We start from the raw sequence: 25,304 nt of genomic DNA, 5'->3' as shown, positions 1-25,304 counted from the left end.
ACGCCCTAAGTTTGATGTAACCAAAAGGACGTATATATGGCCACCCGTGACCTGAAAATACCTGCGCAGCGCCACCCCGAAAAGGCGCGCAATCCCGACAATGTCCAGCCCAAAAAACCCAAATGGATTCGCGTCAAGGCGCCGGTCAGTGAAGGCTACAAAACGACGGCAAAAATCATGCGGGACAACAAGCTCGTTACCGTGTGCGAAGAGGCCGGTTGCCCCAATGTTGGCGAATGCTGGTCGCAAGGCCACGCCACCATGATGATCATGGGGGAGGTCTGCACGCGGGCCTGTACATTCTGCAACATCGCGACGGGCAAGCCGCCGGAAGACCTCGATGTGTTCGAACCGGGTCGCGTGGCGGCGGCTGTCGAAAAGCTAGGTCTCAACCATGTGGTGGTTACCTCCGTCGACCGCGACGATATCGAAGACGGCGGCGCCGAGCATTTTGCGCAGACCATCCGGGCGATCCGAAAACGGTCCCCTGCAACCACCATCGAAATTCTGACGCCGGATTTTATTCGCTGCAAAGACAGTGTGTTGGAAACTGTAGTTGAAGCGCGCCCCGACGTATTTAACCACAATCTTGAAACCGTGCCGGGGCTCTACCCCGAGGTGCGGCCAGGTGCCCGCTATTTTCACTCGCTGCGGTTGTTGCAGCGGGTGAAAGAGCTGGACCCGTCGATGTTCACGAAATCCGGTATCATGGTTGGGCTGGGCGAGGATCGTCAATCTGTCATTCAGGTCATGGAAGACATGCGCGCGGCAGATATCGATTTCCTGACGATCGGGCAATATTTGCAACCGACACCCAAGCACCACGCGGTGGACCGGTTTGTGACACCAGAGGAATTTGCTTCCTATGAAAAAGCGGCCTTCGGAAAAGGTTTCTTGATGGTGTCTGCAACGCCTTTAACGCGTTCCAGCTACCATGCAGGCGATGATTTTGCCCGGCTGCGCGAAGCGCGGTCGAAAAAGCTGGGCGCGTAGTGCAAGCCGCGCCAGAGGGCGATCTTACAATCCAAACCGTGGCTTTCCCGGCCGATACGAATTCGGGCGGTGACATCTTTGGGGGGTGGGTAATCAGCCAGATGGATATCGCGGCTGGTACCTGTGCGGCGCAACGCGCAAAAGGTCGGTGCAGTACTGTGGCAATTGAGGCGATGCGCTTTCACGCGCCAATCAACGTGGGCGATCTGGTGTCGGTCTACACGCAGATTGTGAAGACGGGACGGACGTCTATCACCATGCATGTAGAAGCCTGGGTCCGTCGTCAGCGGACTGGTGAATTCCTGTTGGTGACCGAGGGCGACTTCACCTTTGTTGCGATTGAAAGTTCTGGCAAGAAAAGAATGCTGCCTCCGTTAGACGAAACGGGTTAGGAAGCGATCTAGCGTCTCCGGCGATGAAATGTCGTGAAGGCCCCTTGGCGAAAAAGGGGCCTCAACCTGAGATCATGGAAGAAAGCGACGCCGCCAACTAGAAAAAGTGAACGTTGCCGTAGCACTGATCCGCCATGTAAGGCAGGTGCAGCGGTAGAATCCCGATCATGTCATAGAGCGGTTCGGTGATCACATTGTCGCCCGACACGGCCGCGGAGACGATGGATGGCTCCATAATGCTGCCCGTCGATACTACTGGCTTCGACCATTTCGGTGTGCCGAAAACCGATTGATGCAATCCCAGTGATGTCGAAATTGGTTCCGTTGCCTCCGCCAGTGGCTGTTGTTTGAAGGGGCACTGTAAATGTTTCCAATTGGTAGTGTGGTATTGGGGTGCAAAGGCGACGCCGCGCCAGCTTTGCGCGTTCTTTGCGCCGGGCCGCCTTTTATTGTTCCCGGTGGAGAGTTTTTTTCATTCGTAGAATGAAAGGTGGCGATGTCCGCTAGAAAAGCCGCTTAGTTGCGATCGAAAGCCCACCGCTACCGAGGCAGGCGCGGGACGCGCTCGGTCTTAGCCCAATCGGGCCACCCGATGTAGTGTTCGACGAAACCCACGGTTAGGCAGACTAGCAGGATCGCCGCGAAGAATTTTACTTTCGCAGGTGACGGCGGGTTGCGCACCCACATCGTAGCTCGGATCAGCCAGCGAAACCCGTTCACGTAAAGCGCACCTTGCCGATGAACGGCAGGTTACGGTTGCGTTGTGCGTAGTCGATCCCGTAGCCCACAACAAATTCGTCGGGGATCTCAAACCCGGTCCATGAGGCCTTTATATCCACCTCGCGCCGCGACGGTTTATCGAGCAGGGCAACGGTTTCCATCCGTGCAGGTTCACGCGCCTGCAGTAGCTTGATCACATGGCTGAGCGTGAAGCCGGTATCGACAATGTCTTCGACGACCAATACATCGCGTCCACCGATCTCCCCGCGCAGATCTTTCAAGATTCTTACCTCGCGCGAACTTTCTGTGCTGTTGCCGTAGCTTGACGCCTCCAGAAAATCGACCTCAACCGGCAGGTCCAACTCACGTACCAGGTCGGCAATAAAGACGAACGAGCCACGCAGCAGCCCGACGATAACCAACTTATCCGTGCCCTCAAAATGGTCGTGGATTTCACGCGCCAGATCTTCAATCCGGGCCGCAATCGACTTTGCCGAAATCATCTGGTCGATTTGATAAGGTGGATGTGACATGGAACCCTCTTGAACTTGGCGCTTTATGCAACGAAAAGCTTTCCCACGTCGAGTAAAGGTTTGTGAATGCCCACCCACTCTGAGACCCGCACGCTGCCCTACAGTGCGCAACAAATGTATGATCTCGTGGCCGATGTTGCGTCCTACCCGGAGTTTCTACCCTGGACTGCTGCCGCGCGCATCAAGTCGCGCGAACAGCAAGGCGAGGTGGAGGTGATGATCGCGGATCTGGTGATCAGCTTCAAAGTGTTTCGCGAGCGGTTCACATCAAAGGTCGAGATGTTTTCCGGCGAACGCCGGATCGAAACCCAATACTTGGATGGCCCAGTAAAGCACCTACGTTCAACCTGGGTGTTTTCCGAGATTGAAGACGGCAGTGTGGTAAGCTTCGACGTCGATTTCGAGTTTAAATCCCGCATCTTGCAGGGCGCAGCCGGCATATTTTTTCACGAAGCAATGCAACGCGTCGTGCGCGCCTTCGAAGCGCGCGCGCGCGAGCTTTACGGCTAATTAGGCAAGTTTAGTAGGTAGGCCGCGATTGCCTCACGGTCTTCTTGCGGCAATTGCGCTGTGTTCTCGATCACATTCACCATATGCCCGCCTGCGGTGTCGAATTCCGGCGTAAAACCAGAAGTCAGGTACTCCACTATATCCGCTTCGACCCAGCCCAAAAGTGCCGGGGTAATCCCGGGCACACGCCCCTTACCAGACGGATCAGGCGCCCCGGTCATCCATCGCGCGCGGTCAAGCCCGCCAAGCGCGTTGCGCGGCGTATGGCATTCGGCGCAATGGCCCAGCGCTTCAACAAGGTAGCGGCCTCGGTCAATTGCGTCTGTATCGGCCTGCGCGACCCAATCTGTTGAGGCGAATAGAAACTTCCACCCACCCAGATTGCGACGGATGTTGAAAGGAAACGCGACTTCATGGGGCAGGGATGCTGTATCGCTGACAGGCAGCGTTTGAAAATACGCCCATAAGTCGACGCCATCCTGCAACGTCATTTTGTTGTAACTTGTATAGGGGAAAGCCGGGAAATAGTGCTGTCCTTCGGGGGAAACACCTTGCGTCACAGCTCTCAAAAAATCCTGCTGTGTCCAGCTGCCGATTCCGTGTTCGGTGTCCATGCTAATATTCGGCGCAATAAATGTTCCGAACTCTGACGGGAACCGCTGGCCACCTGCGAGGACCAGCTTGGCTTCTCCGCTTGCGTCATCAGCTGCGTGGCAAGACGCACATCCTGATGCCGTAAAGACCAGTGCGCCGCTTGTAGCGTCACCCTCAAGCCCCACCGCGGCGTCAGCAGAGAGAGTATTTGGGCGTGTGATAACCCAATACACGCCAAGCCCGATCAGGGCGAGAAACACGCCCCAGCGAAAGAGTTTTCCCAGCATCAGGGTCTAGTTACGTGGGCCGCGATACGCTTTGTGGCATGCACCGCAAGCCGCGCCTGCATCGCCAATGCCGCCCTGCAAAGCTTCCAGACCATTGCCCGCTACGACCGCGAGCGAGGCCGCGCCGTCTTCCATCATTTTCAACTTTTCGGCCCAACCGGCGGCATCAGACCAAATTTCGGCCTTTGCGCGTGATCCTGGCACAGCACCCTGTTCCGTGCCTTCAACCCAATATGCAGATTGATCAAAAGCTGCGAGCGCTGCGAGATTGCTTGCTGCCACCGATGCTGTTGCGGGGTCATACTCAGTGGTTCCTTTGGCCATGTCGCCAAGGATCCCAAGATTAAATCCATAAAGCGACATATGTGCGTTGCGTGCGGAAACCGCAGGATTCCCGGCATGTCCGCCCGCAAGGGCGATGGTTGCTGTGCTGAGGGCTGCGGCTGCCAAAACAATAATCTTGTGGTGCATGAGACTCTCCCAAACTGTAAATTAATGTTTACAGCCTAGCACGCACCAGCCTAGGTCTGTCATCACATTTTTGAAAAACGTGGTCGTGCTACGCGCCGCGCCAAATCCAACCGCCGCCAAGTATCCGGCTTGTTCCATCCTCGTAAAACACGCAAGCTTGCCCGGGCGAGACACCTTCCTCAGGCGACAGCAGTTCAACTTGAGCTTCTGTCGCGGAAATAGGGCGGATAACCGCGGGCATCGGTGTCTTGGTGGAACGGACACGGACATTTACGTGATGCTCCGCGCAAGCGTCGAAGGCCTCGTCGCCCAACCAGTTGATTTCACGCACTGGCACTTGCCGCGTTGCAAGGGCTTCTTTCGGCCCCACGACGACATGCTTTTTGTCCACGTCCAGTTTGACGACATAAAGTGGTGTCTCCAGACCACCGATGCCCAAACCGCGGCGCTGACCGATTGTGTAGTGAATGACGCCTTTGTGGTGTCCTAAAACAGCCCCCTCCAAATCAACGATCTCGCCTGGATCACCGGCGCCGGGGCGCAGTTTTTCGATCACTGAGGCGTAGTCGCCGTTTGGCACGAAGCAAATATCCTGACTGTCGGGTTTGTCGGCAACGCTTAGCCCATATTTCGACGCAAGCGCCCGGGTTTCCGCTTTCGAAGGCAAATGGCCCAACGGGAACCGAAGATAGCTCAATTGATCGGGCGTGGTCGAAAACAGGAAATAGCTTTGATCGCGATTGGCGTCCGCCGCCGAATGTAGCTCGGGCCCCGACGCGCCCATTTTGCGCTGAATGTAGTGACCGGTGGCCATACAATCTGCGTCCAAATCCTTCGCAGTTTCAAGCAGGTCTTTGAACTTTACCCGCTCGTTGCAGCGAATACAGGGTACAGGCGTCGCCCCTGCTAAGTAACTATCAGCAAACTCGTCTATCACCGCGTCTTTAAAGACATTTTCATAGTCGAGCACATAGTGCGGAAAGCCCATATCTTCCGCCACGCGGCGGGCGTCATGAATGTCGCGCCCTGCGCAACATGCACCTTTTTTTGCAAGGGCAGCACCATGGTCATAAAGCTGCAAAGTGACGCCAACCACGTCATAGCCTTCTTCCGCCAGCATCGCCGCAACAACGGAAGAATCAACACCGCCGGACATGGCAACAACCACGCGTGTATCGGCCGGTGCTTTCGCAAATCCTAGCGAATTCAGGGTGCCTTCTGTCCAGTCGAGAGCCATGGGAGCTGTCCTAAAACCTCGGCAAACTGCGCCGATAAGGCGGAATATAGGAAAATCTTAGACGTCTACAACCGGTAGCTTCACCCCTCTTTAAGTCTCTTGGGGTTTGATGGCGCAAATGTGTTGAAACGGATGTGAAAAATGTATCTCAAACGTCCACAGGGCCCGGTAGCGGTGACCCTTCCAGACGGTACCCAGTTGAATCGGTCCGATCTTCCCAGCCCGAATACATCGCGTTGGGTGGCTAGCCGCAAAGCATTGGTCGTGAAAGCAGTCGAAGGCTCTCTGATATCAGAAGAAGAAGCCTGCGAAACCTACAATTTGTCGCCCGAAGAGCTCGATAGCTGGCGTTCTGCTGTTTCTGAATATGGGGTTAGCGCTCTCAAAACGACAGCCTTGCAACGGTTCCGTCAGACCGAATTACGTTCTGATTAAAATTGATACGCGATAATGGTCTTGGTAACATAAAATTAACCTTTTTGCTTAATTGTTAATTTTGAGTGTTCCGAGGGGGCCTATCGGAGTTAATCATATGCGCGTCCTTCTAGTCGAAGACGATCCAACGACGGCAAAATCGATCACGATGATGCTGACCCATGCGAACCTGAACGTATACACAACCGACCTTGGTGAAGAAGGGATCGATCTTGCGAAGCTGTATGATTATGATCTCATTCTTCTCGATTTGAACCTACCCGATATCACGGGGCATGAGGTGCTTCGCCAGCTAAGGCTAAGCCGCATCGATACACCAATTCTTATACTGTCAGGCGCTGACGATACAGAAAACAAGCTCAAAGGGTTCGGGTTCGGGGCAGACGACTATCTCACCAAACCGTTTCACCGTGAAGAACTGGTTGCGCGCATTCATGCGATTATCCGTCGATCTAAAGGGCACTCGCAATCCATTATCAAAACGGGCGATATTGCTGTAAATCTCGACGCCAAAACTGTTGAGGTTGATGACAAGTCGGTGCATTTGACAGGCAAAGAATATCAAATGCTCGAGCTATTGTCGTTGCGCAAAGGCACGACGCTCACCAAAGAGATGTTCCTAAACCATCTCTACGGCGGCATGGATGAGCCTGAGCTGAAAATCATCGACGTTTTCATCTGCAAACTGCGTAAGAAACTGGCAACAGCCACCGGCGGTGAAAGTCATATTGAAACGGTATGGGGCCGTGGATATGTTCTACGCGATCCCGTCCAACAAGAAGACAGCGATCCACAAAGAATGGCGATCGGCGCCTGATCACGCTCACAGAACCTTCCTGAAAAGCGTCCCAGAAATGGGGCGTTTTTTTCGTTTTAGGCGCGTCTCCGAACGCTGGACGAAGGATGCGATGCAGCGTATCTGTTGACGCGAATGACGCGGAAACAATTGGGTGACATATGGCCGAGCGTGCCACGGTTGCGGTTGACGAATTGACGGCGGAGGAGGCGCAGGCAGAACTGGAAGTGCTCGAACGTCAACTCACAGCGGCCAATCGTTCTTATCACACCAATGACGCTCCTGACATTTCTGACGCTGAATATGACCGCCTCAAGCGCCGCAATGTCGAGATTGAGACAGCCTTTCCTAACCTCAAACGCGCGAATTCTGCGACAGATCAAGTCGGTGGTCCGTTGGCGGAAGGCTTCTCGAAAATCACGCATGAAGTCAAAATGCTGTCCCTTGGCAATGCGTTTGATGAAGATGATGTCACTGAGTTCGACGCTCGCATTCGAAAGTATTTGGCGCTGAACGCGGACGCAAAGCTGATCTACTCGGCTGAGCCAAAGATTGATGGGCTATCGCTTTCTTTGCGCTACGAAGGCGGTGATCTGGTCTACGCCGCGACGCGCGGCGACGGCACGGTGGGCGAAAACGTCACCGCCAATGCCAAGATGATTCGAACGATCCCGCAACATCTCAAACAAGCTCCGGAAATTTTAGAGGTGCGTGGCGAAGTCTATATGTCGCACGCGGATTTTGCGGCATTGAACGAGGCGCAAACTCGCAAAGGGCAAAAAGTTTTCTCGAGATCCGCGCAATGCCGCCGCTGGGTCCCTCAGGCAGCTTGATCCGACGATAACAAAGTCGCGGCCGCTGAAATTCTTTGCCTATGCGTGGGGTGCGCTCAGTGCACCGCTTGCGCAGACACAAATGGACGCAATCGAGCGTTTGAAATCGCTTGGATTTGACACAAATCCGCTCACAAAAACATGCGACGGTCCGGACGCGCTGATCGCGCATTATCGGTCTATCGAACAACAGCGTGCGGATCTGGGCTATGACATCGACGGTGTCGTCTACAAGGTTGACGACCTTGGATTTCAATCCCGGCTCGGGTTTCGGTCGACGACGCCACGTTGGGCGATTGCGCATAAGTTTCCAGCTGAGCTGGCCTGGACACGGCTCGAAGCCATCGAAATTCAGGTGGGTCGTACAGGTGCTTTGTCACCGGTGGCACGCTTGCAGGCTGTGACCGTTGGCGGTGTTGTGGTGTCGAACGCCACGTTGCACAACGAAGACTATATCGCAGGACGCGACGCGAAAGGCCATGTGATCCGTGACGGCAAGGATTTTAGGGAAGGCGACTGGGTTCAGGTTTATCGTGCAGGCGATGTTATCCCAAAGATCGCGGATGTCGATTTGTCGAAACGCCCGGATACGGCTAATGTTTTCGCTTTCCCAACAAGCTGCCCGGAATGCAATTCAGACGCGATCCGCGAGACGGGCGATGCCGTCCGGCGCTGTACAGGCGGCATCATCTGTCCTGCACAGGCCGTTGAGAAACTGAAACACTTTGTCTCCCGCGCGGCGTTCGATATCGAAGGTCTCGGCGCCAAACAAGTAGAAGCCTTCTACCACGACCCTCAACTTCCGATCAAAGAACCAGCCGATATTTTTACGCTGCAAAGCCGTGATGAGGCGCAATTGGCCAAGCTCAAGAACCGCGATGGTTGGGGCGATAGGTCCGCTAGCAACCTTTTTGCTGCAATCGAAGAGAAACGAAACATCCCTCTCAACCGTTTGCTTTTTGCGCTTGGCCTGCGCCATGTTGGCGAAAGCGCATCGAACCTGCTGGCAAATCATTATGGTCGTTGGTCTGTTTTTGAGGATGCAATGCGCGCCGCTGCCGATCATGAAAGTGCTGCGTGGCTGGAATTGATCGATATCGATGGCGTCGGCGAGGTCATGGCGCGTTCGGTAACGGAGGCGTTCGCGCAAGAAAACGAACGCGCAGCTATCGACCGATTGGTAGCGCAACTCAACGTAACGGACATGCCGAAGCGCGATACGTCTTCCAGCCCGGTGGCCGGGAAAACCCTGGTCTTCACCGGTAGCCTTGAAAAAATGACCCGTGCCGAAGCAAAGGCGCGCGCCGAAAGTTTGGGCGCGAAAGTGTCAGGCTCTGTATCTGCGAAGACGGATTTGTTGGTTGCGGGCCCCGGTGCCGGGTCCAAGGCAAAGAAAGCGGCGGAACTGGGCGTCGAGACGATCGATGAAGATGCCTGGATCGACCTGATTGACGGGCTATGAGCACGCGGCCCGACCTGCTTTTCCCGCTTTTTGGCGCACTTACGCAGCTTGATGGTGTCGGTCCAAAGACCGCGAACAATTTTTCGGGCCTCCATATCGAAAAGCCACGTGACTTGCTGTTTACGTTGCCTGTTTCTGGAATTGATCGGGCCAGAAAGCCTTCCATTCGACATGTCGTGCTGCCAGCTATTGTGACCGTGGAGGTTGAGATCGGGATGCATGTACCGGCACGCCAAAAGGGGCGCCCGTACCATGTTCATGTCCGCGATGCCGAAACGGAATTCAGGCTCGTGTTCTTTCATGCCCGGGGCGACTATTTACAAAAACAATTGCCGACGGGGCAGCGTCGTGTGGTGTCCGGCAAGGTCGAGATGTTCGAGACAATGGCCCAGATGGTACATCCCGAGCACATGGTGCCAATCTCGCAAGCTGAAACGATCCCGGAGTTTGAACCTGTCTACCCGCTCACCCATGGGGTCACGCAAAAGGTGATGCATCGGGCAGCGCTCGCGGCTTTGGATATGTTGCCCGACTTTGAGGAATGGATCGATCCGGGACAGAAAGCCAAACAAGACTGGCCTGGTTTCAACGCCGCATTGATTGCGGCCCACAAGCCGCAAAGCGCGTCGGACATCTCCGCGACGACGCCGGTCCGTGAACGCTTGGCTTATGACGAATTGTTTGCGCATCAGTTGACCCTGTCTCTGGCGCGCGCATCCGTACGAGCCAAACCGGGCATTTCAAGCAAAGCGACGGGGCATCTGCAATCGCGGGTCTTGGATGCTTTGCCTTATCGACCAACCGGTGCCCAAGAACGTGCGATCTCAGAAATTTCGCAAGACATGGCAGCTCCGACACGGATGAACCGGCTGTTGCAAGGTGACGTGGGCTCCGGAAAGACGCTTGTTGCTTTCATGGCGCTTCTAGGTGCGGTTGAGGCCGGAGGGCAGGGCGTGCTGATGGCCCCGACTGAAATTCTTGCGCGCCAGCATCTCGAAACATTGCAACCATTGGCTCAGGATGCTGGCGTTAGAATTGATATTCTAACAGGCCGCGACAAAGGTCAGGATCGTGCAGAAAAACTGTCAGCGCTCGTTACCGGAGACCTTAATATTCTGGTGGGCACGCATGCCGTTTTCCAAAAGGATGTGTTTTTCAAAGACCTGAGGCTTGCCATCGTTGATGAACAACACCGGTTTGGCGTGTCACAACGTATGGAGTTGGGAGCAAAAGGCGACGCTGTAGATGTCCTTGTTATGACCGCGACGCCAATACCCCGCAGTCTTGCGCTTGCGCAGTATGGGGACATGGACGTCTCTGTGCTTGATGAAAAACCGCCGGGTCGCAAGCCTGTGACGACTGTGACGGTTTCAACCACACGTATGGATGAAGTTGTTGAGAAGCTGCGCAGTGCAATTTCCGAAGGGCGCCAGGCATACTGGGTTTGCCCGTTGGTCGAAGAGAGCGAGGTCTCGGATAAGACAGCCGCAGAGGAGCGTTTCAAACGCTTGCGCGCTGCGTTGGGCGAAGGTGTCGTAGGCCTGGTACATGGACAGATGCCCATCGCCGACAAAGACACAGCAATGCAAAAATTTGTGGCGGGCGAAACGTCCGTCTTGGTTGCGACAACGGTAATTGAGGTGGGCGTAAACGTCCCCAACGCAACCATAATGGTGATAGAGCGGGCGGAAGGATTTGGCCTGGCCCAATTGCATCAGTTACGCGGTCGTGTTGGACGCGGTGAGGGTGCATCGACCTGCGTGTTGATGTTCCAGGAACCTTTGAACGATACCGCCATAAGACGATTGAATATCTTGCGCGAAACAGAGGACGGGTTCCGGATTTCCGACGAGGACCTACAAATTCGTGGCGCCGGCGATCTCATCGGTACGGCACAATCAGGCTTGCCGCGGTTTCGTATTGCAGACTTAGAACGTCAGACGGCATTGATGGCAATTGCGCAAAGCGATGCGCGGTCGCTCCTGACGCAAGACCCAACGTTAACATCACCACGCGGCAAAGCAGCGCGCGTGCTTCTTTGGCTTATGGAACAAGATCGCGCAATACGTTTGATATCAGTGGGTTAAACGGCGACCTTAATCGTCGCACGCAAAAAGTTCACAAATGTTCTTAAAAAGTTCTTTACTTGCGTTAACCAAAATGAGAACAAAGAGGCAACAAAAGAACATGAATTGAGGAGGTCGCCACCATGATCGCAGATGTAAAAGAAATTCTGACTCGCTCACCGAAGACCGTTGTCCAGGACGCGTTGGGGGTGGCTGCGATTGGCGTGATCATGTGTGTCACGCTGTACCTTCCGCAATTGTTTTGAATACTGAGAGATAACTGCCTGCTGTCTGACGCCCGTTGAACGGTTTCCTGCTTCTGTCCCGTCGCTTGAAATCACCCGGCACGCCTTGTCCCCAACCTGTCCACCGGATTGCCTTTTCCCCGGTGTTTTGCGTACCGGACCAACCCAGACAAGCTGACTGCCGCCGCGTTTCTGTCCCGAAACGCGGCGGTTTTTTACGTGGTGGTGGCCTCAACCAGCGCGTCGAGCGTGAGCATGATGGACGCATGCCGGTTCTTGTAGTCGCGTGCTGGCAGAAGAACTTTCAGATCACTGAACGGCGCGTCGGGCTCGGGGCCGTCCTGTTTGAGCATGGCCTTGAGTTGGTCGCGTGCCGTTAAAATTTCGGCGGGGCTGCGTCCGACAATATTTGCCCCAACAACAGAGGCGGCGGCTTGGCCGAGGGCGCAGGCTTTGACGTCTTGTCCGAACGCGGTGACTTTTCCGTCGGTGAGGGACACATCAACCGTGACAGTGGAGCCACAGAGGGGGAGCGCTTCTTGACCGTGGCGTCCGGCGCGGTGAGCCGGTCGAGATGCGGGATATCTGCGGCGAGGGCCAGGATCTGGCCGGAATAGAGTTTGATCAGGTCGCCGTCGGTGCTCATCTTACTTGTCCTTGCGGTGCGCCACCCATAGATAAGGTTGTCTCGGCCAGATGCAAAAGGAAACGACATGGCTTTCGACCCTGCGACTTTAAAGCTCAACGAGGCTGGGTTGATCCCTTGCATTGCCCAGCAGGAGGGGACGGGCGAGGTTTTGATGATGGCGTGGATGAATGTCGATGCTGTGATGAAGACTCTGGAGACCGGGAAGGTGACCTATTGGTCGCGGTCGCGGCAGGCGTTCTGGGTGAAGGGAGAAAGCTCGGGGAATACGCAGGAGCTGGTGGATTTGCGGGTGGATTGTGATCGTGATTGCTTGCTGGCCGTGGTCCGTCAAACCGGGCCTGCTTGTCATACAAATCGACGGGTTTGTTTTTATACGGCCCTTCGGGATGGTGAAGAAATCGAACTGATGGCGCCTGAAACCTAGGATCGGATTTGAGTATTTTTGACCAAATGGAGACCCGGCGCGGCGCGGCCCCGCATGCGGGGAATTTGGTAGCATATTGATATCAAATGGTTTTCGAAAATTTTTTACGGAATTTTAACCTGCCAAACCGACCATTTTGCGAATATCTTTGGGGGTATAGCCCTCAGCCCTGTATTTAGAGATCGCGCGGGCGTCGTCGCGTTTTGCCAGCCGTTTTCCGGCGTCATCGCGGATCAGCCTGTGGTGATGATATCGCGGTGTTGGAAGGTCAAATAGGCGTTGCAGGACCACGTGGATTTTTGTGGCATCGAACAGGTCTTGGCCGCGAATAACATGCGTGATGCCTTGCGCCGCATCGTCGAGAACGACGGAGAGGTGATAGGATGTGCCCATATCACGGCGGGCCAGAACAATATCGCCGATGTCGCGATTGACCTCATGGGCGGCGAAACTGATGTGACCTGTTTGGCCGTCGGGGCCTGCGCCTGTTTCGGTGAAGGAGAAACCGTCAGTCGCCGCAAGCGTCGCGTATTTCATCTTGAGCCGGAGCGCCGCGCCGGATGGCATGGGTTGCGTCAGGTCTTCAGCCGTTTGAGTTTTGCGACAGGTCCCCGGGTAGACTGGCCCGTCAGGGCCAATGAGGGGCACACCTTCTTGCGGCGCGGCCAATGCTGCCGCGATGTCTTTGCGGTTGCAGCTACACGGGTAGAGCAATTTGCGATCCCAAAGTGCGGCAAGCTGCGTCTCATACTGCGCGAGGCGGTCGGATTGCCGCACAACCGGGCTGGACCATGTCAGCCCGAGCCAGTCGAGATCGTCGTAGATTTGCTGTTCCCATTCGGGGCGCGCTCGGCTTTGGTCGATATCTTCGATGCGCAGCAGGAATTCACCGCCGCGCTCCATCGCCATGTCATGGGCTAGCATAGCGGAATAAGCGTGGCCCAGATGCAAAGGCCCGGTTGGGCTGGGCGCAAACCGGGTCCGAAATGTCATGCCTTCTCAAACAGATAGATCGTGCTTTTGAGGCCGATGCCCGGCAAATGCGTGCCGTGTTCTTCAGCGTGGCAGATATGGCCAGCGTCTTTCAGGCGCGCGATGCCTGCCGGGTAATCCGGGTCGGCCAATGCATGATCATTGAGTGACAGGCCGAAAAACCCGCCGCTGGGCAGCAATGCGATCAGATCATCCATCAGGCTTGCGGGTCCGGCACCTGTGGAAATCACGCCGACCGCCATGATGGCCGCATATTGCGCCGAGGCGATGGGCAAGGGCGCGTCGAGGTCGAGCAAAATGAGATCGCGGTACAGGTTTTTCGCGCGGCATTTTTCGAGCATGCCTTCCGACGGGTCCATGCCGTCGATGGTTGTGAACCCGGCTTCCACAAAGGCTTGCCCTGACAGGCCGGTGCCGCAGCCATAATCGAGAATGGGCGTGTCAGTGTCTGTGAGGACGCGGCGCAATGCGGATGCGAGCCGGGCGGGCATGGCGTAGCCATTCTCACCGACCTCTTGTTCGTAACTGTCGGCCCAGTCGTTATAAAGGTCGCGCATCGCCTCAGCGCCGGAGGTTTTATAGGTCTTGTCGAGAAATTTTTTCGCCATGACGGGAGCTTGGCAAAAAGCCTAAGCTGCGTCCAGTCGCGCGTGATCAAGCCATTGCGACCAATTGTGTTTGGCGCGGTCGGTATACATCTTATACCGCGTGGCGCGGTTTTTGCGGCCGGTTTTGGCGTCGACCACTGGCGGGAACAGCCCGAAATTGACGTTCATCGGCTGGAAGGTCTTTGCCTCAGCCCCGCCGGTGATATGGGTGATCAGCGCGCCCATTGCGGTTTCAGGCGCGGGGGTCGGCAGGCTTTGACCCAGAATTTCGGCGGCTGCGAAGCGACCTGCAAGCAGACCCATTGCAGCGCTTTCGACATAGCCTTCGACGCCTGTGATCTGGCCTGCAAAGCGTAAATGCGGCTTGGATTTCAACCGCATCTGCGGGTCGAGAAGCGTGGGCGAGTTGATGAATGTGTTGCGGTGAATGCCGCCGAGGCGGGCGAATTCGGCCTCTTCCAGACCCGGGATCATGCGCAGCACTTCTTTTTGGGCGCCGTATTTCATCTTGGTCTGAAAGCCCACGATGTTGAACAGGGTACCCAGTGCATTGTCGCGTCTCAGCTGCACGATGGCATGCGCTTTGATGTCTGGTTGGTGCGGATTGGTCAGGCCCACGGGTTTCATCGGGCCGAAACGCAGGGTTTCGCGACCGCGTTCCGCCATGACTTCTATCGGGAGACACCCGTCAAAATATTTGGCCGTTTCGCCGGGCTTGAATTCGGTCTTTTCGGCTGCGAGCAATGCGTCGATGAAGGCCTCATAGGTGGGCTTGTCCATCGGGCAGTTGAGGTAGGCGGTGCGCTCTTCCTCCGTCTCGCCCTTGTCGTAACGAGACTGAAACCACGCCTTGTCCATATTGATCGTGTCGAAATACAGAATCGGCGCGATTGCGTCGAAAAAGGCAAGCGCGTCCTGGCCGGTTTCCTTGGCGATTGCCTCTGCGAGCGTACCGGAGGTAAGCGGCCCTGTGGCGATGATCCAGTTGCCGTCTTCGGGCAAAGCTGTGATCTCATCATAGCTGATGGTGATGTTTTTATGCGCTTTGAGCCGGGCGGTGACGGTTTCCGCAAACGGATCGCGATCCACGGCGAGCGCGCCACCCGCGGGCAGGGCATGTGTGTCAGCGCAGGCCATGATCAGCCCGTTTGCTTGACGCATTTCCCAGTGCAATAGGCCGACCGCGTTCTGTTCATCATCATCGGAGCGGAAGGAGTTCGAGCAGACCATTTCGCCCAGATTACCGGTGCGATGCGCGAAGGTTTCGACCTTCGGGCGCATCTCATGGATCGTGACTTTGACGCCCATATTTGCGGCCTGCCATGCGGCCTCCGCCCCGGCCATGCCGCCGCCTATGATGTTGAGATGTTCCATAGGGGGCGATGTAGCGCGGCCGGGCGGCGTTGGAAAGGGTTAGCCGCCGGGAAGGATCGTGCTGAGCCCGCGTTGCCCGAAGGTTGTGCGGCCCTTATTGCCGAAATGCACGGTCAGCCCGATGGTGGCGAAGTTATCGTCAAGGTTGCCGAAGCGGGAGCCGAGCTCGACCTTGCCGTATTCGGCGTTGATGCTGGCGCGATCGCTGACGCGGTAGCTGGCCTTGACGGAATGGCGCGACACATCGCGCGGCCCGGTGATTTCAAAGCGGCCGTAGTCGAGCCCGATGTCGAGACGCTGGGTGACAGAGGCGGTTGCGGAGATGCCGAACATGGAGGCTGCGCGTTCATTGCCGCCGACGAATTGGGCGGCGTAGGCCTCGGCGCGGATCGCGCCTTTTTCGACGGCGGCCTCAACCCCGTAATAGCCCGCGCTTTGATTTGAGACGCGTTCCGTGCCGACGAAGGCGCCAAGGGCGAGCGTGTCGTTAGAGCGGCGGATGATGTGGGCGGCGAGGTTATAGGCGCCGGCGTCGGCCTCGTTAAATTCGAACGTGTTGGCATCGATCTGGTAGGCGTAGCGGTCGGTGACGTCATATTGCAGCCCGCCGATGAGACCGGTCTTGCGGATCGTGTCGCGCTCCGAGAACTGGGCGTGGCTGAAGGACAGGTAGCCGTCGCTGAAGGACTGGGCGTGAAGGGGAGCTGCCAGCGTGATGGCGGCGGCGGAAATTGCAAATGCTTTCGTTAAAATGCGTGTCACAACGCTTACCTCGCAGTTAAATGCCCCGAGGTGTGTTTACGAAAAAGTAATTAAAATTACTATTTTATATTAACGGTTTGGTTAACACTGTTAATGTTAACCAATTAAGATTTCTTAACGATACGGGTCAGCTGGGGCGCAGCGCAAGGCGGCCGGGGCCGTGGGCGGCGAGTATCAGGAAACCGCCTGCAAGGGACCAGTTTTTGACGAAGATTGTCATCTGCCAAGGGTCGTCGGGCAGGTAGTGAAAGAGCGATGTCGCGACGCAATAGAGCGCGGCCAGAAGCGCCATTGGACGGGTGTAGAGACCAGCGAGGATGGCCGCACCTGCGACAAGGTTGAAGGCGAGGGCGGGCCAGACCAGTGCTGCGGGGAAACCGCGATCTGAGAGAAGGTCCATCACGGGGCCTGCGTCACCCAGTTTTTGGAAACCACCCAAAAGCAACAAGAGCGAAAGCAATGCCCGGCCTGCGAGGGCCAGGGCATCGGTCATTCGTCAGTTGCCTCAGACGCCTCAGGCGCGCCGTCTTCATCTTCGTCGCTTTGGTCCGCGATACGGGCGACGGAGGAGACTGTTTCGCCTTTGCCAGTGTCAAACACCTTCACGCCGCCCGCTGAACGCGAGCGGAAGGAAATGCCGTCAACGGGGCAGCGGATCGATTGGCCTTTGGAGGTTGCGAGCATGATTTGATCGTCCATCTCGACCGGGAAGGAGGCGACGATGTCGCCCGCTTTCATCGACATGGCTTGCACGCCCATCCCGCCGCGACCGCGGACCGGGTAGTCATGGGCAGAGCTGATCTTGCCTGCGCCTTGCGCTGTGATGGTCAGGATCAGGTCTTCGGCGGCCGACATTTCTGCGTAGCGGTCTTGGCTGAAATTCGGGTCTGCCGGTGCGTCATCTTCGCTGTCGTCGTCGGTCAGACCGGCCATAGCACGCCGCATTTTAAGGTATGCGGTGCGTTCTTCGGGCGTTGCGACGAAATGGCGGATCACGGACATGGAGACAACGGATTGGCCGTCTTGCAGCTTGATGCCGCGCACGCCGGTCGAGTTGCGTGATGAGAAGACACGCACATCCGTCGATGGGAAACGGATCGCGCGGCCCGCGTTTGACATGAGCATGACGTCATCATTTTCGTCGCAAATGCGGGCGTTCACCAGTTCAACCCCTTCGGGCAGTTTCATGGCGATTTTGCCGTTGCGCATGACATTGGTGAAGTCGCTGAGCGCGTTGCGGCGCACATCGCCTGCGGTTGTCGCGAAGACGATTTGCAAATCGCCCCAATCTTCTTCGTCGCGGTCAACAGGCATGATCGCGGCGATGGAAACGCCTGCCGGGATCGGCAGAATGTTCACGATCGCTTTGCCCTTGGCAGTGCGGCCACCTTGCGGCAGGCGCCATGTCTTGAGCTTGTAAACCATGCCGTCAGTGGTGAAGAACAGCAGCTGGGTATGCGTGTTGGCCACAAAGAGCGTGGTCACGACATCGTCTTCTTTGGTCGACATGCCCGACAGGCCCTTGCCGCCGCGCCGCTGGGCGCGAAATTCGGCCAAAGGCGTGCGTTTGATCCAGCCGGTCTGGGTCACAGTGACGACGACATCTTCTTTTTCGATCAGGTCTTCGTCTTCCATGTCGCCGGACCAATCCACGATCTCGGAGCGACGTGGGACGGCGAACTGGTCTTTGACCTCTTTCAGCTCGTTCGAGATGATCTCCATGATCCGCTCGCGGGAGCGCAGGATATCAAGATATTCCTTAATTTTGGCTGCCAGTTCTTCCAGCTCATCGGTGACTTCCTTAACGCCGATCTGGGTCAGGCGCTGCAGACGCAGATCAAGAATGGCGCGGGCCTGAGTTTCCGACAGGTGGTAAGTGCCATCGTCGTTAACCGTATGGGTCGGGTCATCGATCAGTTTGATATACTGCGCGATGTCTTGCGCGGGCCACGCGCGGTTCATCAAACGGGAGCGGGCTTCTGCGGCATCGGCGGAGCTGCGGATGGTTTGCACAACCTCGTCGATATTGGTGACGGCCACGGCCAGACCACACAGAATATGGGAGCGTTCGCGCGCTTTGCGCAGCTTAAACGCGGTGCGTCGCGCGACGACTTCTTCGCGGAAGGCCACGAAATTCGTCAGGAAACTGCGCAGTGTCAGTGTTTCGGGCTTGCCGCCATTCAGCGCAAGCATGTTGCACGGGAAGCTGGTCTGCATCGGCGTGAAGCGGAAGAGCTGGTTCAACACGACCTCAGCCGTGGCGTCGCGCTTCAGCTCGATCACCACGCGCACGCCGACACGGTCGGATTCGTCCTGCACATGGGCGATGCCCTCGATGCGTTTTTCGCGCGCTGTCTCGGCGATCTTTTCGATCATCGTGGCCTTGTTCACTTGATAGGGGATCTCGTCGATGACGATAGCAAAGCGGTCTTTTCGAATTTCTTCGACATGAGTTTTGGAGCGGATGATGACCGAGCCGCGTGATTCCGTGTAGGCCTTGCGTGCGCCCGTGCGGCCCAGAATGATACCGCCGGTTGGGAAATCAGGTGCCGGGATGTAGTCCATCAGCTGGATATCGTCGAGATCAGGGCTTTCAATCAGCGCGAGGGTCGCATCCACGACTTCACCCAGATTGTGCGGCGGAATGTTGGTGGCCATGCCGACCGCGATGCCGCCGGCGCCATTGACAAGCATGTTCGGGAAACGCGACGGCAGCACCGTGGGTTCCTGCTGCTTGCCGTCGTAATTGTCCTGAAAATCGACCGTGTCCATGTCGATATCGGCGAGGATAAAGCCCGCGGGCTTGTCCATCCGGACCTCGGTGTAGCGCATGGCGGCGGGATTGTCGCCGTCCATCGAGCCAAAGTTGCCTTGACCGTCCAAGAGCGGCAGCGACATGGAGAAATCCTGCGCCATCCGTACCAGCGCGTCGTAGATCGCGCCGTCACCATGCGGGTGATATTGGCCCATCACATCGCCGACCGGACGGGCGGATTTGCGGTAGGATTTGTCATGCGTGTTGTTGGTCTCATGCATGGCGTAGAGGATGCGCCGGTGCACCGGTTTCAACCCATCGCGCAAGTCGGGGATCGCGCGGCTGATGATCACCGACATCGCATAGTCGAGGAACGAGGTTTTCATCTCATCGGTGATGGAGACCTGCGGGCCGTCATATTCCATGCGCTGAGGCGTGTTTTCGTCTTCGTTTTCAGGGGTTTCCGGCGTGTCGTTCACGTGAGGTCCGATCTTGCTTTTGGGCCCGCTTGGCCGGGGCCTATATCTTGTTGTCGGAACTATAGCCTAAGCTAGGTTTGGGGCGCAATGGGGGTGTTTTGGCGGGTTTTAGCCGCGTTTATGCGCAAGCGCCGCGATCAGCCAAAGCGCCGCCAAAGCGAGCGAGAAAATCGCGTTCCACCCGGCCATGGAGATGCCCAGCAGCTGCCAGGCGACCTCATCACAGCGGACCACCGGGGCGGCGAGGATTTTGTCGAGCAGCTCATCGACGCTGAGGCCGCCAATGCCGCCGGATGTGCAGCTGGAGGGCCCCTCCCACCACTGCATTTCGACGCCCGCGTGATACATGCCCACGGCGGAGGTTGTGAGCGCGGCCAGCATGCCGAGCCAGAGGATGACGCGTGCCTTCAGCGCGTAGAAGGCGAGGCCAAGAAGCGCGGCGGCAGCATGCGGGTAGCGCTGCCAGAGGCACATTTTGCACGGCGCGTAGCCCAGGTATTGGAAGATGAACGCGCCTGCCAGCAGCGCAGCGGAGCCTGCGGCGGCGATATAGGCGAGGTGGATCGGCCTCATAGGAACTTCACCGCATAGAAGCCGCCGACCAGTAGGATGACGAGCGCGGTGAAGACCAGCCCCAGCCGCTTTTCGATGAAGGTTTGGATCGGCGCGCCGTATTTCCAAAGGAGGCCCGCGATGATGAAGAACCGGATGCCGCGCGCCAGAATGGAGGTAGCGATGAACGTGCCCAGCGGCATGCCGGTCCAGCCGGACATGATGGTGATGACCTTGTAGGGGAAGGGCGTGATGCCGGCGGTGAGCACGGCCCAGAAGCCCAGATCGTTGAACCGTTCGGAGAATTCGGCCATGCGGTCGGCCTTACCCAAGGCCTGCAGGATCGGCTGGCCCAGCCAGTCAAAGGCCAAAGCGCCGATGGCGTAGCCGAGCAGCCCGCCCAGGACGGAGGCAAAGAGGCACACACCCGCGATCAGAAACGCGCGGTTGGGCCGCGCGATGATCATCGGGATCATCAGCAGGTCAGGCGGGATCGGGAAGACCGAGCTTTCGATGAAGGCCACGAAGGCGAGGGCCCAGAGCGCGTTGGGATGCGCCGAAAGCGACATTGTCCAGTTATAGAGACGCTTAATCATTGGCCTGCCTACTATTTTTTAGTCTAGGTTTTCTTTTTAGGCTATATGCAATGCGCCGGGCGACCGGGCAAGCAAAAGGAGTGTGCCATGCAGTGGCGGGGACGGCGGGGCAGCCGCAATATTGAAGATCGGCGCGGCAGACGCTCGGTTGGGAAAACAGGCGGCATCAGCGGGCTGGGCCTGATCGCGGTGCTGGTGATCGGATATTTCCTTGGGATTGATGTCACACCCTTGCTGCAAGGCGGCGGCGTTCAGGGCGGCGGCAACCAAACGGTCAGCCAGGAAATCACGCCGGCGGACCAACAGGCCGGACAATTCGTGTCAGTCGTACTGGCCGACACGGAAGAGGTCTGGACCGAGATCTTCCGCGACCAAGTCGGCAAGCCCTACAATCCTGCGACTTTGGTGCTGTTCAAAGGCGCGACCCAAAGCCCGTGCGGCGGAGCCAATGGGGCGTCGGGGCCATTCTACTGCCCGGCCGATAAGAAAGCCTATCTGGACACAGATTTCTTCGTCACGCTGGAGCGGCGCATGGGCGCAGGCGGGGATTTCGCGGCGGCCTATGTGGTGGCGCATGAGATTGCGCATCACGTACAAAACGAGCTTGGCATTTTAATGCAGGCAAATCGCATTCGCCAGCAAAGCAGCCAAGAGCGGAGCAACCAGATCTCGGTGCGCATTGAATTGCAGGCAGATTGCCTGTCAGGCGTCTGGGCGCGCTACGCGCAGGCGCGGTTCAACTCGCTTGAGCGTGGCGATTTGCAGGAGGCGGTCAACGCCGCCAAGCAGATCGGCGATGATACATTGCAGCGCAATGCCGGGCGCAGGCCGAACCCGCATACATTTACGCATGGCACGTCTGAGCAGCGGCAACGCTGGTTCGCACGCGGCTATGAAAACCCGGAAATTCAAAGCTGCGACACTTTCGGTGCGCAGCAGTTGTAACCCAGCGCGGCGCTTGGCATAGGGGCAGCTATGCAGTTTGCCCTGACGATAGAACGCCGCACTGAGCGCGTGCTTGAAAGCGCGTCGCGGATTGCGGCCTATTTTGGCGGCGCGATCCTGATCGCTCTGGCGGTGATGACGGTTGTGTCCGTTATCGGTCGCGCTTTTACCTTTGCGGGTCTGCGGCCCATTCGCGGCGATTTTGAACTGGTCGAGGCAGGCACGGCGATTGCGGTTTTTATGTTTCTGCCGTGGTGTCAGATGCAACGCGGCCATGTGACGGTCGATTTGGTGGTCAACCGCATGAGCGCCGGGTTGAAGGCGTTCTGGGGGCTGATGGGCGATCTGGCGTTGTGCCTGATCGCGGGGCTGATCCTGTGGCGGCTCTATCTGGGGTTTGGAGAAAAATTCCCCTTCTTTGAACAACCGATGCGCAACGCGCTTTCCATGGGGTTCAAACCGTTTTTTCCAGAAACCAGCTATGAGCTGCAATTCCCGATCTGGGTGCCGTTCGGGCTCGCGCTAGTGGGGGCTGCGCTGTTTTTTGCGACAAGCCTGTTTTCGGTCTGGCGCAGCCTGTCTGCGCTGATACGCGGTGGAGAGGCGGGCTAATGTCAGGATTGGAATTGGCCTTATCGGGCTTCGGCTTGATGCTGCTTGCGATATTTTTGCGGATGCCGATTGGCGCTGCGATGTTTTTGACCGGGTTTGTCGGCACGTGGGTGGTTTTGGGCCGCCCAAGCGCGGTTCTGAGCCAGATGAAAACGCTGACCTATGACACGTTTTCGAGCTATTCGCTGAGCATCATCCCGCTATTTTTGTTGATGGGGCAATTCGCCACTAAATCAGGGATGAGCCGGGCGTTGTTCAACGCAGCCTCTGAATGGCTGGGGCACAAGCGGGGCGGCGTCGCCATGGCGGCTGTGGGTGCGTGTGCCGGGTTTGGCGCGGTCTGTGGATCATCGCTGGCGACGGCTTCAACCATGGGGCAGGTGGCTTTGCCGGAGATGCGCAAGCGCGGCTATTCGGACGCGCTCAGCACCGGCGTTCTGGCCGCGGGCGGCACGCTTGGTATTTTGATCCCGCCTTCCGTTATCTTGGTGCTCTACGCCATCCTGACAGAGCAGAATATCGTCAAAATGTTTCTGGCGGCGCTGATCCCGGGGCTGCTGGCGACGTTTGGATATATGCTGACGGTTGCGATCTACGTGCGCCTGCGCCCCGATGCCGGACCGGTGTCAGAACGCGCGCCGCTGTCGCGCCGCCTGCGCGCGCTGTGGCAGACATGGCCGGTGATCTTAATCTTCGGGCTGGTGATGGGCGGCATCATTGCCGACTGGAACTGGGTGCGCCCGGGCGTTCAAGCGCTGTTCACACCGACCGAAGGAGCTGCCGTCGGTGCGGTGATCACCGGGTTATACGGGGCTGCGACGGGCGGGCTTGGCTGGCAGGCGTTGAAAGAGTCTATTCTGGAAACTGCGCAAGCCTCCGCCATGATTTTCTTCATCCTGTTTGGCGCGCAGGTGTTCAATTCCTTCCTGGCCTTCACCCAAGCGCCGCAAGCTTTGGCCGAATGGGTGACGATGCTGGGCGTCGCGCCGATGATCGTGCTTGTGGGCATGTTGGCCTGCTATCTGGTGTTTGGCTGCGTGATGGATTCGTTGTCGATGATCCTTTTGACCATCCCGGTGTTCTTTCCGATCATTGAGGCGCTGGATTTCGGGTTGAGCCCGGAAGAGACCGCGATCTGGTTTGGCATTCTGGCACTGATCGTTGTTGAGGTGGGCCTGATTACCCCGCCGGTGGGGCTGAACCTGTTCATCATCAACAAGGTGGATGAAGACATCCCGATGGTCGCGACCTACCGGGGCGTGCTGCCCTTTGTGGCGTCTGATCTGGTGCGGGTGGTGATCCTTGTGGCCTTCCCGGCGCTGTCACTGTGGCTGGTGGGCGCGGTGTTTTAGCCACCAGCGAGCATGGCCTCGACCCGCTTTGTGATGCGGGGGCTGGTCGGTTCAGTCGTGGCGCGCCACGTGCCTGCGATGCTGCCATCGGGCGCGATCAGGACCTTGTTGAAATTCCAGTTGGGCACGAAGCGGGTTTCCTGCGCGACCCATTTGTAGAACGGGTGTGCGGTGCGGCCCGCGACCGCATTCAGATCCGTCATCGGGAAGTCGAGCGCGAAGTTGACCGCGCAGAATTCCTTTACCTTCGCTTCATCTGACAGCTCCTGCTTGAAGCTGTTGGAGGGCACGCCCAGCACGATCAGGCCCTGGTCGCGGTACCGGTCGTAAAGCGCCTGTAGCCCGTCATATTGCGGGGTGAAGCCGCAGCGCGACGCGGTGTTGACCACCAGGATCGGTTTGCCCTTCCACCGGTCGAGGGAGATCGTGCCGCCATCGATACTGCCGAAGGTGAAGGCCGCGGCGGGCAGCAGGCCGAGGATAATGAAAAGGGACGTTATGAGGGCGAGGCGCATGGAAAGCTCCGATTTGTATGTCCTAAATACGCGCAGAACGGGCAATTGGTTTCAAGTCAGCGAAAGAAATCCAAGAAGGAGAATTGACGCGCGCGGCTGGCCTCGTTACACCGCCGCTACCTCCCACGGTGGCTACCTCGCCGTGACATGATACGGGGCCCGAGTGGTGGAATGGTAGACACGATGGATTCAAAATCCATTGCCGCGAGGCGTGCCGGTTCAAGTCCGGCCTCGGGTACCAACTTTTCCCAATATGAACGCGCGCAGTGAAATGCGGTGGAACTGTGGCCGCTTTTTTAGCAGGCGAGACAATGCAGGGTGCCGGGCGGGATTGATGCGGATAGCTGAACAATGTCAGCGGGTTACGGCTGACGGCTCGGCCGATTCTTGCCGGGCAGGGCGCGTTGATTCGACGCGATTGGGTGCGGTTTCAAAACAGTGGGCGCATGGGCCGGGGATTGTCGCGCGGTGCGGCGAACGGTGTCGAAAATCTGGCAAGCTTGGTTAAGGGGCGGATGGGTGGCGGCGATCGGCCCGGTTTGACGGTGGTGCAACTCTAGTCGGGGGCGAAACGAATTTTGAAACAATGCGGCTGGCCGGTCTTGCTGTGTTGGGCGTCGATGGCTGTAGGTCGGAAACAATCAAGGTCTTCCGCGCGTCAGAGGCATCCGTTCCAGGCGCCTTTTTGCGGCGCTGTGACGGGCGGATCAGGCGCGGGTTTTCAGGCTCCCGCCATCACAATCTCGCCTTAATCATGAATTTTCGCCTAATTTTTGCTTTTTTTGAAACGATGCCGGGGGTAATTTCTATGAACACCCGTCTGGGGGGTGGATATAGGCTTGGGGCGGCCGCACATGTCACTCTGCGTTTTGCAGGGGAGATGGTGCGACGTGGATGGGAGCTTCCTGTTCGGCCCGCTGCGGGCCATGCGCACCCCGATCCCCATACGCATCACCCAGCACGTACATTTGCGGTTCGCATCATTGGCCTGTGCCCATTTCGGGTGGTTGGTAACGAGGTAGGATAATGACTTCGATTGTAATGAGTACGCTCTTGATCGCTTGTGTAGCGGCGATCGCGCATGTGGCCTTTTGCGCCACTCAGAAGGCCCATG

25 protein-coding genes, 1 tRNA gene and 2 pseudogenes are annotated in these 25,304 nt (G+C 57.4%); 13 read left to right on the top strand and 15 right to left on the bottom strand.

Translation table 11 applies throughout. The annotated features are described in order from the left end of the window. Positions 1–36 precede the first annotated feature (36 nt). The gene (lipA, locus tag ACZ1G7_RS02965; protein ID WP_472662191.1) at positions 37–993 is read left to right on the top strand and encodes a lipoyl synthase; all 957 of its coding nucleotides are present in this window, start codon (positions 37–39) and stop codon (positions 991–993) included. Then, positions 993–1,385 (top strand): acyl-CoA thioesterase, encoded by a 393-nt coding sequence (locus tag ACZ1G7_RS02960; RefSeq protein ID WP_472662189.1) that lies wholly within the window; start codon positions 993–995, stop codon positions 1,383–1,385. Before lipA ends, ACZ1G7_RS02960 begins: the two co-directional genes overlap by 1 nt. A 97-nt stretch (positions 1,386–1,482) precedes the next feature. Here ACZ1G7_RS02960 and ACZ1G7_RS02955 read toward each other — a convergent pair whose 3' ends face one another. Together ACZ1G7_RS02955 and hpt are read right to left on the bottom strand one after the other, a co-directional pair. Beyond that, positions 1,483–1,620 carry a hypothetical protein gene (locus ACZ1G7_RS02955; protein WP_472662187.1) on the bottom strand — a complete coding sequence of 46 codons (138 nt, stop codon included), beginning with the start codon at positions 1,618–1,620 and terminating at the stop codon, positions 1,483–1,485. A gap of 481 nt (positions 1,621–2,101) precedes the next feature. Then, positions 2,102–2,638 (bottom strand): hypoxanthine phosphoribosyltransferase, encoded by a 537-nt coding sequence (gene hpt / locus ACZ1G7_RS02950; protein WP_472662185.1) that lies wholly within the window; start codon positions 2,636–2,638, stop codon positions 2,102–2,104. Positions 2,639–2,704: 66 nt separating this feature from the next. Here hpt and ACZ1G7_RS02945 point away from each other — a divergent pair, with 66 nt between their 5' ends. Then, positions 2,705–3,148 carry a type II toxin-antitoxin system RatA family toxin gene (locus ACZ1G7_RS02945; protein ID WP_472662184.1) on the top strand — a complete coding sequence of 148 codons (444 nt, stop codon included), beginning with the start codon at positions 2,705–2,707 and terminating at the stop codon, positions 3,146–3,148. Here the strand turns inward: ACZ1G7_RS02945 and ACZ1G7_RS02940 are convergent. The 3 genes from ACZ1G7_RS02940 to mnmA form a co-directional block, all read right to left on the bottom strand. After that, on the bottom strand, positions 3,145–4,029 hold the full coding sequence (locus ACZ1G7_RS02940; RefSeq protein ID WP_472662182.1) for a c-type cytochrome: 885 nt from the start codon (positions 4,027–4,029) through the stop codon (positions 3,145–3,147). The genes ACZ1G7_RS02945 and ACZ1G7_RS02940 overlap by 4 nt on opposite strands. 6 nt (positions 4,030–4,035) lie before the next feature. After that, positions 4,036–4,500: a c-type cytochrome gene (locus ACZ1G7_RS02935; protein WP_472662181.1), complete on the bottom strand. Its 465-nt coding sequence runs from the start codon at positions 4,498–4,500 to the stop codon at positions 4,036–4,038. Between the two features lie 88 nt (positions 4,501–4,588). Further along, positions 4,589–5,737 (bottom strand): tRNA 2-thiouridine(34) synthase MnmA, encoded by a 1,149-nt coding sequence (gene mnmA / locus ACZ1G7_RS02930; RefSeq protein WP_472662179.1) that lies wholly within the window; start codon positions 5,735–5,737, stop codon positions 4,589–4,591. A 141-nt stretch (positions 5,738–5,878) separates the two neighbouring features. Between mnmA and sciP the strand changes: the two genes are divergently transcribed. The 5 genes and pseudogenes from sciP (at position 5,879) to ACZ1G7_RS02905 (ending at position 11,595) form a co-directional block, all read left to right on the top strand. After that, complete coding sequence (gene sciP, locus ACZ1G7_RS02925) at positions 5,879–6,172, top strand: CtrA inhibitor SciP (protein ID WP_472662177.1); 294 nt, start codon at positions 5,879–5,881, stop codon at positions 6,170–6,172. Between the two features lie 97 nt (positions 6,173–6,269). Next, entirely contained in the window at positions 6,270–6,989 is a 720-nt protein-coding gene (ctrA, locus tag ACZ1G7_RS02920; protein WP_472662175.1) for a response regulator transcription factor CtrA, read from the top strand. A 140-nt stretch (positions 6,990–7,129) separates the two neighbouring features. Further along, a pseudogene (gene ligA / locus ACZ1G7_RS02915) lies at positions 7,130–9,263 on the top strand (NAD-dependent DNA ligase LigA). Further along, positions 9,260–11,350, top strand: a complete 2,091-nt coding sequence (gene recG / locus ACZ1G7_RS02910; RefSeq protein WP_472662173.1) for an ATP-dependent DNA helicase RecG — start codon at positions 9,260–9,262, stop codon at positions 11,348–11,350. Before ligA ends, recG begins: the two are co-directional and overlap by 4 nt. Before the next feature lie 122 nt (positions 11,351–11,472). After that, complete coding sequence (locus tag ACZ1G7_RS02905) at positions 11,473–11,595, top strand: hypothetical protein (protein ID WP_472662171.1); 123 nt, start codon at positions 11,473–11,475, stop codon at positions 11,593–11,595. 194 nt (positions 11,596–11,789) lie between these two features. Here ACZ1G7_RS02905 and ACZ1G7_RS02900 read toward each other — a convergent pair. Next, positions 11,790–12,220: pseudogene (locus tag ACZ1G7_RS02900) on the bottom strand (iron-sulfur cluster assembly scaffold protein). A 67-nt stretch (positions 12,221–12,287) separates the two neighbouring features. Between ACZ1G7_RS02900 and hisI the strand changes: the two are divergent. Then, a complete protein-coding gene (hisI, locus tag ACZ1G7_RS02895) occupies positions 12,288–12,647 on the top strand; it encodes a phosphoribosyl-AMP cyclohydrolase (protein ID WP_472662169.1) in 360 nt (119 codons plus the stop codon). A gap of 114 nt (positions 12,648–12,761) precedes the next feature. Here the strand turns inward: hisI and gluQRS are convergent, their stop codons facing one another. From gluQRS to ACZ1G7_RS02855, 8 genes are all read right to left on the bottom strand, one after another. Then, complete coding sequence (gene gluQRS / locus ACZ1G7_RS02890) at positions 12,762–13,640, bottom strand: tRNA glutamyl-Q(34) synthetase GluQRS (RefSeq protein WP_472662167.1); 879 nt, start codon at positions 13,638–13,640, stop codon at positions 12,762–12,764. Continuing rightward, positions 13,637–14,248, bottom strand: a complete 612-nt coding sequence (locus tag ACZ1G7_RS02885; protein ID WP_472662165.1) for a class I SAM-dependent DNA methyltransferase — start codon at positions 14,246–14,248, stop codon at positions 13,637–13,639. The genes gluQRS and ACZ1G7_RS02885 overlap by 4 nt, the downstream gene beginning before the upstream one ends. Positions 14,249–14,269: 21 nt before the next feature. After that, complete coding sequence (gene trmFO, locus ACZ1G7_RS02880) at positions 14,270–15,622, bottom strand: methylenetetrahydrofolate--tRNA-(uracil(54)-C(5))-methyltransferase (FADH(2)-oxidizing) TrmFO (RefSeq protein WP_472662163.1); 1,353 nt, start codon at positions 15,620–15,622, stop codon at positions 14,270–14,272. 39 nt (positions 15,623–15,661) lie between these two features. Then, a complete protein-coding gene (locus ACZ1G7_RS02875; protein WP_472662161.1) occupies positions 15,662–16,384 on the bottom strand; it encodes a porin family protein in 723 nt (240 codons plus the stop codon). A 127-nt stretch (positions 16,385–16,511) separates the two neighbouring features. Next, a complete protein-coding gene (locus ACZ1G7_RS02870) occupies positions 16,512–16,877 on the bottom strand; it encodes a DoxX family protein (protein ID WP_472662159.1) in 366 nt (121 codons plus the stop codon). Then, positions 16,874–19,618 (bottom strand): DNA gyrase subunit A, encoded by a 2,745-nt coding sequence (gene gyrA / locus ACZ1G7_RS02865; protein WP_472662157.1) that lies wholly within the window; start codon positions 19,616–19,618, stop codon positions 16,874–16,876. Before gyrA ends, ACZ1G7_RS02870 begins: the two co-directional genes overlap by 4 nt. Before the next feature lie 108 nt (positions 19,619–19,726). Beyond that, positions 19,727–20,191, bottom strand: coding sequence for a disulfide bond formation protein B (locus ACZ1G7_RS02860; RefSeq protein WP_472662155.1), 465 nt, complete (start codon positions 20,189–20,191; stop codon positions 19,727–19,729). Beyond that, positions 20,188–20,766 (bottom strand): YqaA family protein, encoded by a 579-nt coding sequence (locus tag ACZ1G7_RS02855; protein ID WP_472662154.1) that lies wholly within the window; start codon positions 20,764–20,766, stop codon positions 20,188–20,190. Before ACZ1G7_RS02855 ends, ACZ1G7_RS02860 begins: the two co-directional genes overlap by 4 nt. Positions 20,767–20,853: 87 nt before the next feature. Here ACZ1G7_RS02855 and ypfJ point away from each other — a divergent pair, with 87 nt between their 5' ends. From ypfJ to ACZ1G7_RS02840, 3 genes are read left to right on the top strand one after another with little or no spacing between them, the layout of a single operon-like run. Then, the gene (gene ypfJ, locus ACZ1G7_RS02850; RefSeq protein WP_472662152.1) at positions 20,854–21,711 is read left to right on the top strand and encodes a KPN_02809 family neutral zinc metallopeptidase; all 858 of its coding nucleotides are present in this window, start codon (positions 20,854–20,856) and stop codon (positions 21,709–21,711) included. A 30-nt stretch (positions 21,712–21,741) separates the two neighbouring features. After that, a complete protein-coding gene (locus ACZ1G7_RS02845; RefSeq protein WP_472662150.1) occupies positions 21,742–22,323 on the top strand; it encodes a TRAP transporter small permease in 582 nt (193 codons plus the stop codon). Then, on the top strand, positions 22,323–23,675 hold the full coding sequence (locus tag ACZ1G7_RS02840) for a TRAP transporter large permease (RefSeq protein WP_472662148.1): 1,353 nt from the start codon (positions 22,323–22,325) through the stop codon (positions 23,673–23,675). Before ACZ1G7_RS02845 ends, ACZ1G7_RS02840 begins: the two co-directional genes overlap by 1 nt. On the opposite strand, the gene ACZ1G7_RS02835 is transcribed toward ACZ1G7_RS02840, so the two are convergent. Next, positions 23,672–24,190, bottom strand: coding sequence for a glutathione peroxidase (locus ACZ1G7_RS02835; protein WP_472662147.1), 519 nt, complete (start codon positions 24,188–24,190; stop codon positions 23,672–23,674). The genes ACZ1G7_RS02840 and ACZ1G7_RS02835 overlap by 4 nt on opposite strands. 157 nt (positions 24,191–24,347) lie before the next feature. On the opposite strand from ACZ1G7_RS02835, the gene ACZ1G7_RS02830 reads away from it, so the two are divergent. After that, positions 24,348–24,431, top strand: a tRNA-Leu gene (locus tag ACZ1G7_RS02830). Positions 24,432–25,304: the final 873 nt, after the last annotated feature.

It is taken from the genome of Litoreibacter sp. JB4-2, assembly GCF_055693445.1.
Note: the sequence above shows the minus strand (reverse complement) of the source record. Positions and strands in the feature narration are given on the sequence as shown.